Here is an 11888-nt window from a genome sequence, read left to right on the forward strand (position 1 = left end):
GGAACTAGTTCTCCACCTTGGCATTGCCATCCGAAGGACTAACGATGGCCTTGCCGGCATCCACGGCGGACGTCTCATCCTTGCCTGTTGGTTCGGTGCCTGTTGGTTCGGTGCCCGTTGGTTCGGTGCCCGTTGGTTCGGCTTCCGTAGACTCTCTGTCCGTTGCATTGGCTGCAGGTAATCGTCTTGGAATGATCGAATCACCTGGGCGGTAGGGTTCGTAAACATCTGGAAGGGCTTCTTCTTTGAAAAGAACATCGGCGACCGCCTTCACATTGACGCCTTCCCCTACTTTCGAACGTTGTAGACCGCTTACGATGACCTTTTCATCACCACTTAAACCACTGCGAACAATACGAAGACCGTGAGAAATGGGACCGAGGGAAACGAACCTCTTCTCAACCTTGCTTTCCTCATCGACCACCAGAACAAATTTTTCGACTTGGTCTGTCCCCACTGCAGCGTCCGGAATCAGGATGGTATCTCTCGGGGGACCACCTGGCAGTCGCAGGCGTACGAACATGCCGGGAGTCAATACGGAGTCGGGATTGGGGAGAATGGCTCGCCCCCGAATTGTGCCCGTCTGTTTATCAAACCGATTATCGACAAAGTCCATGTGTCCTTTATAGGGAAAGGACTTTCGATTGTCGGCGAGAGCTATGTAGACAGGATTGAATACTTCTCGACTGCTTGGGCGTACGCCATCCATCGCGAGCTTTGTGTATTTCAGGTAAGTATTCTCATCGGCATCGAAGTAACAGTGGATCGGATCGACTGAAACGATGGTTGTGATCAAGGTCGATTCGTTCAATCCACCGCTGATCATGTTGCCTTCGGTAACAAAACGACGGCTGATCAAGCCATCGATTGGCGCGATAATTTGGGTATATTGCAAATTCAGTTTGGCAATATCGACGGCGTCTTGGGCGATCTCCACTCCCGCTTGCGCGGCCGTCAGATTGGCCTCTGCGGATTGGATGCTGCTAACAGCCACCACCAAGTTTGCTTCGGACTCGATCGCGGCAGCTTCTGCGACATCGAGTTCGTCTTGAGAAACAGCATTTTGCAACCGTAGCGATCGCATGCGTTCCACCTGCTTTTGCGTCAATTCGCGGCGGGCACGCGCTCGTTCCGCTTCCGCTTTCGACTGTTCGATTGCGGTAACGGCTTGTTGTAGTTTGGCCTGCGATTCCAACGCGTTGCTCTGAGACCGCTTCAGTTCGGCCAAAAATGGACGAGGGTCGATCTCCGCGATAACATCACCGCGTTTCACCAGTTGCCCCTCGTTGAACTTGGTGATCTTCAAATAGCCGCTGACCCGTGATCGGACTTCCACGGATTCGACCGCTTCCAGGCGGCCTGGGAATTCATCCCACTCGACGATCGAACGGACGAGAGGTTGGCAGACATCTACGGACGGCCATGACGCTTTCGACTTGATTGCGGCGTCCTTCGTCGGCTCTTTCACCGTCGCGCCATTTTCGAATCGGCGGATTGCATACCAAGTTCCTCCGAGTGCGATGGCGAGAGAGATTATCCAAATCCACTTGGAAGTTGGATTACCAGAGTTCGAGGTCGTCATGCGACACAAATCCGAAAGGAGATACGTGGATTGCGAGATGGACCGTTCGAAGGGACGCGGACGATCCAACGTGAGTGGTGGGGGCAAGCTTTGATTGGCGAGTTGTTCGGCGGACTGCATCCCAGCGTCTCCCACTCGCGATCGCTTGTTTTATACTAGCTCGTTGTCAACGGAACAGCGACTTTACGAGAGCCAAATTGGGTTCTTTCCCAATAGAATCGGCCGCTTTTGTGGATCGGGCCAGATCACATTCACGGAGATAGCATGTTGACAGATTGAACCCAACGGCCGATTAATTCCCTTCAACCGGTAGTTGTAGAAAATTCCCGAGCAATCGTAGTCCATCAGCCTGGCTCTTCTCCGGATGGAACTGGGTGGCCAGCAGATTCCCTCGACGCACCGCTGCGCAGAATGTTTGCCCATAGTCACACGTCAACCAGGTGATTGAGGGGTCGTCGGGTACGCAGTAATAGCTGTGAACGAAGTAGACAAATGGATGGGAAGGCACCCCTGCCAACATCGGATCGGGGGAGATCGTCGACGTCACTTGATTCCATCCCATGTGCGGAATCTTTCTGTGCGCCTCGGCCGCCAATCCTTCATTTCTAAATCGAATGACTTTCCCAGGAATGATAGAAAGCCCAGCATGAGAGCCCCCTTCTTCGCTGGAATCGAACAGAAGCTGCATTCCCAGGCAGATCCCCAGAAAGGGTCGATTTTGATGAACCCAATCGCGAATCCAAGGGATCAAATCTCGCTTCGTCAACTCGTGCATGGCATCGCCAAAGGCACCCACTCCTGGAAGAATCAGGTGAGTCGCCATTTCCAATTCGGATGGATTGGAAGACACGATGCTCTTTCCGCCCACATTCTCGATTGCCTTGGCAACGCTTCGCAGATTCCCCATCTGATAGTCGACAATCCCAACGGAAACGCTCATAAGTTCCTTTCACAAGTAATTGCAGCCTCGCGCCGGTCATTAGTTGAATCGATCGACTTCAAGTTGAAAAGGTAGCAACTGTGCGATTCAAGAGACTCATCAACCTGTCTCAAGGTTCGGTTGCGAAGTCTGAAGTAACCTCGCCGGCGGCACGTGTGCAGAGAGCAGCTAAAATCGAAAGCTCCATCGAATTGGAGAGATGAGCCACATGACCATCTGCAAATAGAAAATGGGCTCCAGATGGATGGAAACTGTATGGTTCGTTATCGTTCCGTGCATTCATAGGAACATTGCACCCCAACGACGGCGTACACCCTTCGGCGGTGCCGTCCTGATTTGCACCGTCCAAACTATAGGCCCCTTCGCTATCGGCCCACCCGATTCCTTGATCGTTTAGTAGGCTATCGTTGCGTAAGCGACGTCGAAAGACGAAGGGCCTCCCTGCTGTTTCCGCGATCATGATTGTGTTCGATGATCCATCGGTAATCGACGCAAACGAATTCCTGGAATTCCGGTGCATGACGGAAAACCGATTGGCGGACGTGTAGATGGGATTGGCAATCGACGACGGCTGCACTCCTTGTACAGCCTCGTAGTCCGCCCGCGCAAGCGGAAGACTAAGCGAGAGCGACGGTCGTGGCGATTTTGCAATGGCAAACTGCACGGGTGACAATTCGGGCGTGCTCGGGCACATCCATATTGGGATAGGAATACTGGCAACCGCGAGATTGGTTCCCTCCCACCAATTTTGATCGATGCGGTAAAGTTCCCTCACCGAGGATTGCTCCAAATAGGGAAGAACGATCGTCCTCCACCCAACGAATCTGCCGTGCGGGTTTCCAGGTCCTGACTGTGTCCATCCAGAAGCTGGGAACACCCGTTCCGCCGATTCAAACGCGAGGACAGAAAGACCAACTTGTTTCAAATTGTTTTGGCATTGAAGTCTTCGAGCCGCTTCTCGAGCCGATTGAACCGCCGGAACTAGAAGGCCAACGAGAATTCCGATGACCGCTATGACGACCAAGAGTTCGACAAGCGTGACAGCTTGCCTCGTGTTCGCTGGGACTTGTTTAGCACTCGGCATCGACACGTTTCTCGGTCCACTCCAAATTCTCGCTTGTCCTACGCAGGCCCATCGAAGGCGATTGCGATAAGCAACAACACAAGCGAGTCACCCTGGTTGTTGATGCTGCCCAAGTTAGTTAGGACGGTACTACAATGCAACCATTTTGCCAACTCTCGCTTGTAGAACACGCGCGCATCCCTCCGCGACAAATGCATTGCGAGAAGGAGAGTGTCGTTGGGCGCTCAGCGGACTCCCTCTCGAGCCATTTCGAAGGAGCGGTCCAGTGTTTTCCCAAGGAAATAAAATGCAGGGGCGTAAAGTCCACGATCCAGTCGCATGCGAACGCGAACGTTGACTCGCGGTGTGTCTTTGGTCAGAACAGCCGGCGTAACATCGATCGTTGCGTCGCTTATTCCCGCGATCGCCAAGAGCTCCCTCGTTTTGTCCCGAACCTTGTCCGCCGATGCCCCGGGGACGATCCCTGCTCGCGCTCCCTCATAAAGTGCGTTTTCAACTGTATGACGGTACATCGAAACGCGCGAGAACTCGAGCGAGGCAAAAAAGAAGAAAAAAGCAAAGCTACACGTCACAGCGAACTCAACGGTGGTAGCGCCTGTCCGCTTCGATTTGCAACGATCCAAACGAGCTCGAACCATACGCGATTACTCCGTGATAATACTGGTAAGAGTCAACGCGATTTCACGAAAGACCGATTCAAGTTCACTACCGCTTGATGCATGGTAATAACGGCCTTTGCCGATCGTGGCGACTTCCTGCATGCTACGCCGGTCAGCGTCCCTACCAAACGTGATGGTGTGTATTGACGAGCCTTCTGAGTATGCGTCCTGCGCCGCGAGCCTAGCAGCGCGTCCTCGATTTTGTAGTCCATCGGTCATGAGGATGATCGTCTTTTCTACGAACATCGGCGACCGACCGCTGGAAATAATGCGTCGTCCCGAATCGATACCACCCGATATGTTTGTCAATCCAGAAAAAGGCATTCGATCGACGCGCGATGTGATGAGATCTAAATTGGTCGTAAGCGCAATATCCTCGGTCGCATCGGAGGAATACGACGCCAGACCGATTCTCTCTTCCACCGGGCTATCCTTCATAATGTCGACAAAGAGACGGACCGCGCTTCGAAGATCACGATACTTGTTGTCGTCCATCATTGAACCAGAACGATCTAAGACCAATACGATGTCACGTTGGATATAAGTCGAGGTACAGGTCTCCACAGGCTCGAATGCGGATACACCCAATACACGTCCGAAGAACAGTCCGACACTACCCGAGAGCGATCCCTCTGTTCTTTCGCCTCGCACACGAACGCTGTTGATAGGCGTCCCATTGCTCTGAAAAACGAACGCGCCGGACGACGTTAGATCCGATCGGCCAAACTCAAAATCGTCGTTGGATAGCTGAAGCCTTCTATTGGCGACCAGGTTTTCATTCGCGATTTCGATTCCTCTCGCTGTCGCCGAAGCGATGTCTTGGGTTCTCGCCAAGTTTTCCGCCGCCGCCTTGGATGCAGCGTCCGTGGCCGTTCGAAGCTCGGTCTTCACCAAGTTCATGTAGGCGACATCAACCGAGAAGGCAATGATGGCAACAAATGCAAACATCATGACGCAGAGAAGAACGAGCATCGCTCCTGTTCGTTGCTGATTCGATACATTCCCGCTCCCCTTTGGCATCCATTTGGGTGGCAATGAGGACGATGAACCGCTTTTCCGTAACGTGATTCTGGCGGGAGATCGCATACTCTTACTCCTTGGACATGACAGTTCGGACCGTGGTGGTGCGATCGGATAGGACATGCCCAAAAAAGGGACTGTTGGCTGCATACGAAGCACTAACCTCGATGACGACATTGGAACCTCTGGGAACTCCGTAGACTTCCTCTGGGGTCATCCGGACCGTGGCACCACGAATACCTCTCGCCGTGAGAACGCGTTCCGCGCTCGCGACGGCATCTGCGGTATTCGCCCCGGTTTTTGCCGCTTCGCGAATACCTTCGTATGCGCTCGTAGCCAGCGCCTGTTTCACGAATATCGCTGAAGTCGCTTCCATACTTCCAAGCAGCAAGATCATGATTACAGGAAGGCATACGGCAAACTCCACCAAGGCCCCGCCATATCGGGACTTTGCAGAGGTTAGTCGACTGGTTCGATGTTTGGCGTATGGAATTAACATGGCAAATACGGATTCAATTTCGAAAGCTTCTTCACACCAATTACTAGGTCATGGAGCGATTGAATTTGCCTTCTTCGACAAATAGTTTTGCATTCGGATTCGGTTAGGCGTTCGCATCGTAGCGATCCAAGCGATTAGACTGATCGCAATGCCTACACTCAATGTATTCCACATATCTGTGTACGCCCAAACGCCTTGATCGATGGTGATTGCCCAGCTCATCCAATCGGGAACCATTTCACCTCGGGAGCTACTGGTTGCAATAAACATCGAAACCGAATTATGAACGAAGTGAAATACAATCGTGCAAGCGACTCCGCCTGTTCGATAGGCGATCCAGCCGAGCAAAAGTCCCATCAAGCTCGCGGAGATGGTTTGTTGCAGTACACCGTGGGATAATCCAAAGAGAAATGCGGACAGAAGAACGGCGCGTAGGTGGCCCGAATCTCGCTGCAATCCAGAAAAAATGAAACCACGGAAAACCAGTTCTTCGCACACAGCTGGCAAGAGTGCCATTACCAATATGACAGAGAGAAAGGGAGCTGTCGAAAGTATGTAGTCGAACTGGCGAAGAAGCTCGATGGTTTCTTCGCCTATTCTATATTCGTGCCCAATAATGGACGCGATGACACTATAGGTGGGATGTAAAACAAGTGCTAACGCAGCACATGCCATGACTTCACGGATCGACACCGCATTCAATCGAAGAGACTGCCGTAGGGATCGAGTTAAAATCGTCGCCATAATGAGGGCAGGCGCTAGCATCATACCGATTTGGATGATCAGGGTCGATTGAACGATCCCAGCCCAGTGAAGCTCGCTTGTTGGAATACTCAGTCTGCCGAAGAATAGGCACACCAATATTAATAAGCCACACAAGATGGATTCGTTCGCAGTGGGCGTGTTCTCTCTTTTTCTCCACGCATCGCGGATCCAGTTTTTGATCGAAGTTCGTGCTCCATCGCGAAACATCACACTCTCGTTCTCAAACTGACGCACCGCCCAGCGAGTCGCTAGCAGGGTACAGAACACCGTTACAATCCCAACCGTCGGAAGGTGCAGGAAGGCCTGCAGGTATTCTCCGTCCATGAAAGCTCGAGATAATAGAACCGCTCCAGTGATCGGAATCACACTCGTTCCTGGCGCAAGGGTAACACCTGGAATCATGGGGAGCATCACCAGCGGCATGCCGACCAACAGCAATGGCATCAAGTAATACTGACCTTCTTTGGTGCTCCTCGCCAGGCTCGCAACTGCCAAGGCCAAGGCACTGAACATCGCGGAGATGGGCAAGACCAGCAGAATAAGCCAAGCCAGTGAGTGCAGTGGGAGAGGCCCCAATGCGGCCATCATTTGGTTCCCCGGCGCACCTTGAAATCGAGTCATGACCACCGACGCGGTCGTGTACATGCTCAATAAGTTTAGAATGGCGGTACCGAGACTAAAGCAAAGAATTGTCAGAAGCTTTCCCCAAACAATCTCGCGCCGTCTAGCTGGACTGCAAAGCAACGTCTCGAGAGTGCCCCGCTCTTTCTCTCCAGCGCACAAATCGATTGCAGGATAGAAAGCACCGGTCAACGCCCAGACAAGCATGACGAAGGGAAGTATCTTCGTCCAAATCATCGAACGTTTCGATTCAGCGGGAGCGACATCCACCCAGTGCAATTTCGGTGGTTCCAAGGACGAGGGTGCGAGCCCTGCGTTTTCGAGCGTGGTGCGAAGGGTATCTTGATGGAGCTGCTCGAATTTCGCCTGAAATAGATTCGAGGCTACGACCGAGCGTTCCCAACGTTGATTGCTGATGACCTGTAACGAATCTGTCCACTTCTTTCCGTCCGCAACCTCCCCCACATGAATCATGAGGTCGATTTCATGCTGCTTGAGAACTTGCTCTATCGCTTTCGAAGTCTGCGAAAGGACCGTTCGATCCGAGTCCTGCCGTAGAAGGCTCACGGCGTCCAAAAGCTGATTCAGTTTTGGATCGGAGTCTATTCTCTTCCAAGAAACCTGAGAATCAGGTTTTGTGAGTCGTCCAAGCTCCGGTGGAACATTATCGTCATGAACGACGCCGACAACGATTGCGTCTGGCTTATGAAACTGCGCGACCTCGAATAGCACCATCCCCATGAGGGGGTAGAGAAGCAAGGGCAGGAAGAAGATCGTGAACATCGTTCGACGATCTCGTAATTGATCTCGAACCTCTCGTTCGAAGATCAGTTTTACATGGGCCCAATTCATGAGACGCCTCCTGCGAAGAGCGACTCCATAGGAGCATCGCCGCGAAGGAGCAACTGGTAGAATAGTTCTTCAAAATCGCGTTGACTGTGCCTATCTGCCAATTCGTCCAAGGTGCCTGTATCGACGATTCTTCCTTTGTACATGATCGCGACGCGATCGCATAATCGCTCGACTTCACGCATGATGTGCGTTGAATAGATAATGCATTTCCCTTGATCGCGGAGCTCCTTCACAATCAATTGCAGCGTCCTCGCTACCAATACATCCAACCCAAGAGAAGCTTCATCGAAGATCAGCACGGGTGGGTCGTGAACGAGTGCGCGTGCGATCGAGACTTTTTGCTTCATTCCCGTCGACATTTTGGCTCCGGGACAGTCGCGAAAGTCCCGCATTTGGAGTTGGTCGAACATGAATTGCATTCGTTCTTCGAGTGCATCCTCGTCGATTCCATAGAGCCTACCGAAGTATTCAACCATCTCCCAAGCGGACATTCGGTCATAGATGGCTGTATTGTTGGAAACAAATCCAATGGAATGGCGAACGTAGTCCGCTTGGCTGGCGACGTCGAAATGAAATACCTTGGCATGCCCCGAAGTAGGTTTCAGGATCGTAGCTAGAATTCGTAGCGCCGTGGTTTTCCCAGCGCCGTTTGGACCAAGCAGTCCGAAGACTTCCCCGGCCTTAGCCGAGAACGAGATCCCATCCAACGCACGATATTCACCGGCCAGCGTATCGGGGTAGATCTTGGTAAGGTTTTGGACTTGAACTAATTCCATGCGTTCTACCGGTATTTGCAATCAGTTGACGGACCAGAACAACACTGGCGTTGAAAGAGACTTACCTTACCGACTAGGCAAAGATTCCTGATCCTCAAGGAGATTACGGGGATTCCCTCTCTCCAAGTAATAGCTTCGGATTAATCCTCCCAATCGATAGTCTTTGGCCACGCACAATGAGATACAGCCGAATCTTTCGCAAAATCCCTCAAGTCGATTTGCCATCGGGAATGCTGGATCTAGGCTTCGACCGTCGAACTGGTTCGACTTGTAGCCCGTAAAGTGCCCCATATCGCGTCGAGTGTTGTCTTGAGTATGAACAAAGTCCAGAAGGTTCGAAATTTGGAAGAAGTGTTGGCAAACACCCAACTGCCAGCCTTGCCGACGAGCGCTATGCGTCTCCTCGAGCTGTCCCAGGACACGCGAAACGGACCCGCGGAGTATGCGAAGCCGATCGAAGCGGACGCGGGGTTGATGGGGCAGATTCTTCGATTCGTTAATTCATCCTACTTCGGCTTCTCTCGTGAGATCGCGTCCATTCATCAAGCGTTGTCGCTTCTTGGTGTTCGGACGGTTAAGAATTTTGCGTTGTGGAGCGCCGTATTTGCATTGGTGCCCAATCCCAAGTTCGGCCCATTTGACTTGAAGAGTCTATGGCAGGATTCGTTGCGACGAGCAGTCTTCGCAAGAAGTCTCGGGCGTGTTCTCAAACTTCCGAATGCCGAAGATTTGTTTGCTGCGGCCCTTCTTCAAGACATGGCGATCCCACTTCTGTTGAAGGCCCTTCCAGAGGAGTATGAGAAGCTGATCGAACGACGAGCCATCGAGAAGGTACGCCTTTCCTCGCTCGAGAAAGAAGTGTTTGGTTGGGACCATGCACAAGCTGCTGGTGCTCTATGCCGCAATTGGAGATTGCCAGAAGAGTTTGCTGTATTGATCGAACGTCACCCAGACGTCGACGAATTGCTAACAGGTGCGTCTCCGAAGAAAGATGCAGCGTGCGTTGCAGTAGCATCCTTGCTGCCATCTTGCAGGGATCAACAGTGGCTTGAGCACGATTCCTTCATGGAGAAACTGGATCAGATCACCGGAGAGATCGAAGTCGATCTGGATGAACTCATCGGTGCGGTCGATGCTTCGTTTGCCGAATTCGCGCCCATCCTCAAGCTGCCGGTTCCCGAAAGATCCCTTGCGGATTGGCTTCGCGAGGAAGAGAGTCATCACGCATGATCGAGACCGTTCCAAATATTTCCAACGAGATGATCTTGCAGGCGATCTCATCGGAATTGCCTGCATTGGAGCCTCGGCTTCAACTGGCCGTTGCGATGATGTTGCGTCAGGAATCGCTTGGACAAAACGGCGTTTCCGATGCGACGCTCGATGGGCCTATTCGGTGTCAGATCCAGAGCGCCTATTTGCGACTGCAGTCCCTGATCGATCAGCAAAGTGCAGTCGCGCAGGAACTAGATCAATTGGCTACCAGTTCACCGTGCGAATTCGAGCCGAATCAAATCTGGATCTTGATTCGCGCCATCAAAGCGCAAAGCCGATTGGTCGACTTGATGATCCCCTAGGCTTCCGATCCGATGCCGTAGGGTGTTCCCATTGAACGATTGTTGCCCCGGTGGAGGTTACTTTCGACCGTAGCAGCTATCCTTGTGGAGCTTGCTTGGCTGCTAGCATCTTTTGGATTTCTTGGAGCGATGTGTGCCCTAAAGCACATGCCGCGATTCCCTCTTCTTGGAACCCAAGATGATTTCGTTGCTTAGCGATCTTCCGAATTTCATCGGGATTCCCGGAGTACTTTAAGAACGCTTGCTTCAAGACATCGTCGACGGTGAGCAATTCGAAGATTGCCATGCGTCCAAAGTAGCCGCGTCCGTTGCACTTTTTGCAGATTTCAATTTCGATGGGTTTACCATTGGCGTCCACGCGTTGTTCGGGCGGTGGTGGAATGGTGGGGTTCCATAGTTTTTGAATTCTACCGGCAGGGACACCGAGTTTTTGGAGGAGTTGTGGATTGGGCTGATACGGTTGTTTGCAGCGATCGCAAAGCCGTCGCACCAAGCGTGCATTGATGACGCCCGACACCATCTTCACAATATTTTTGGCTTGTGCGCGGTGTTTGAGCATGAGTTGAAGGACAGCATCTACGGCATCGGTCGCGACAACGCGGGTGACGGCATGCTTTCCGTGGGTCATTAATTGATCGTAGACAGCCTCGACGATGTCGTCATCGATCAGAGACGGCATGACGAGAACATCGGGTTGTCGGAGCATCAGCTTCGCAAATTGCCCAAGTGGAGGATCTCCCACTCCCGGCTCGAATAGGTTTTGTGTCACATTGATGATTTCTGGGTCCGCGTCGGCTTTGTTCTCTAGCGAGACCCAATCTCGAACAAACTTGTCGGCATTTTCGAGAGCGACTCGCCAAAGGGATGGCAAACCGTGGGTCGGCGGGGCACTTACGATGACCAGGCCTCGATCGCCATTGAGCATGCCTCGAAACGACTCGATCATGGAGTCGCGCATTCCGAGATCGGACAGCGATTTAAGCGTTGGTTTCTTCGTCTCAATCGTGAATAGGACACGTTCTCCGGTGGGTACCCCGGCACTCATGAACGAGATGACCCAGTCGATTTCCTTGAAGTTGGTAGCAAACTTCGCTTCCTGCTTCGCACGTCTTTCCGCGGGATTCAATCCCAATAACTTTTTGATTGCCACGAGGGCGCCATCGCCTGTCGCGCGGTCCATAGGGGGCAATGTCTCCCAGACACCGTCGATTCGATAGCGAACAATCGCTCCCTTCGTCGAATAATCCATGTGGATACGGTCAGCCCGCCCAGCGATGGCATTGGCAATCACGATCAATGCAACCGGGTATCCAGGAAGTTGCCGCGCCGCGATCGATAGACCTTGAGCTTCGTCTTTCGGGATACCGATTTGCTTGATTTCCAATGCCGGCAACGTGATCTCACCTCCAGCGGCCACGGCCATTGGGTCGGAGGTAGCAGGCTTTGGTTTTTTCTTGCCAAAAATCATAATGAGAAAGCTCTAGGGAAGGGGTCGCCGAGGAGGAGATTAGGGGAC

General features: G+C 52.4%; 11 protein-coding genes. 2 read left to right on the forward strand and 9 right to left on the reverse strand.

Going from position 1 to position 11888, the window contains the following annotated elements:
- Nucleotides 1-4 precede the first annotated feature (4 nt).
- The 8 genes from SH467x_RS21150 to SH467x_RS21185 all read right to left on the reverse strand — a co-directional run bounded on the left by SH467x_RS21150 (nt 5) and on the right by SH467x_RS21185 (nt 8798).
- The gene (locus SH467x_RS21150; RefSeq protein WP_482369079.1) at nt 5-1702 is read right to left on the reverse strand and encodes an efflux RND transporter periplasmic adaptor subunit; all 1698 of its coding nucleotides are present in this window, start codon (nt 1700-1702) and stop codon (nt 5-7) included.
- Between the two features lie 172 nt (nt 1703-1874).
- On the reverse strand, nt 1875-2522 hold the full coding sequence (gene hisH / locus SH467x_RS21155) for an imidazole glycerol phosphate synthase subunit HisH (protein ID WP_482369080.1): 648 nt from the start codon (nt 2520-2522) through the stop codon (nt 1875-1877).
- Between the two features lie 109 nt (nt 2523-2631).
- Entirely contained in the window at nt 2632-3606 is a 975-nt protein-coding gene (locus SH467x_RS21160) for a DUF1559 domain-containing protein (protein ID WP_482369081.1), read from the reverse strand.
- A gap of 224 nt (nt 3607-3830) precedes the next feature.
- On the reverse strand, nt 3831-4244 hold the full coding sequence (locus tag SH467x_RS21165) for a TadE/TadG family type IV pilus assembly protein (protein WP_482369082.1): 414 nt from the start codon (nt 4242-4244) through the stop codon (nt 3831-3833).
- A gap of 6 nt (nt 4245-4250) precedes the next feature.
- Entirely contained in the window at nt 4251-5351 is a 1101-nt protein-coding gene (locus SH467x_RS21170) for a vWA domain-containing protein (RefSeq protein WP_482369083.1), read from the reverse strand.
- A 4-nt stretch (nt 5352-5355) separates the two neighbouring features.
- Nucleotides 5356-5784, reverse strand: a complete 429-nt coding sequence (locus tag SH467x_RS21175) for a TadE family protein (protein WP_482369084.1) — start codon at nt 5782-5784, stop codon at nt 5356-5358.
- Nucleotides 5785-5832: 48 nt separating this feature from the next.
- Nucleotides 5833-8022 carry an ABC transporter permease subunit/CPBP intramembrane protease gene (locus SH467x_RS21180; protein WP_482369085.1) on the reverse strand — a complete coding sequence of 730 codons (2190 nt, stop codon included), beginning with the start codon at nt 8020-8022 and terminating at the stop codon, nt 5833-5835.
- Nucleotides 8019-8798: an ABC transporter ATP-binding protein gene (locus SH467x_RS21185; RefSeq protein WP_482369086.1), complete on the reverse strand. Its 780-nt coding sequence runs from the start codon at nt 8796-8798 to the stop codon at nt 8019-8021. The genes SH467x_RS21180 and SH467x_RS21185 overlap by 4 nt, the downstream gene beginning before the upstream one ends.
- Before the next feature lie 315 nt (nt 8799-9113).
- On the opposite strand from SH467x_RS21185, the gene SH467x_RS21190 reads away from it, so the two are divergent.
- Both SH467x_RS21190 and SH467x_RS21195 read left to right on the forward strand, forming a co-directional pair.
- A complete protein-coding gene (locus SH467x_RS21190; protein WP_482371407.1) occupies nt 9114-10028 on the forward strand; it encodes an HDOD domain-containing protein in 915 nt (304 codons plus the stop codon).
- Nucleotides 10025-10372 (forward strand): hypothetical protein, encoded by a 348-nt coding sequence (locus tag SH467x_RS21195; protein WP_482369087.1) that lies wholly within the window; start codon nt 10025-10027, stop codon nt 10370-10372. Before SH467x_RS21190 ends, SH467x_RS21195 begins: the two co-directional genes overlap by 4 nt.
- Before the next feature lie 76 nt (nt 10373-10448).
- On the opposite strand, the gene SH467x_RS21200 is transcribed toward SH467x_RS21195, so the two are convergent.
- Nucleotides 10449-11840: an ATPase, T2SS/T4P/T4SS family gene (locus tag SH467x_RS21200; RefSeq protein WP_482369088.1), complete on the reverse strand. Its 1392-nt coding sequence runs from the start codon at nt 11838-11840 to the stop codon at nt 10449-10451.
- Nucleotides 11841-11888 lie beyond the last annotated feature (48 nt).

The organism is Brakhagea slesvicensis (assembly GCF_052161625.1).
Lineage (GTDB): Bacteria > Planctomycetota > Planctomycetia > Pirellulales > Pirellulaceae > JBKCUI01.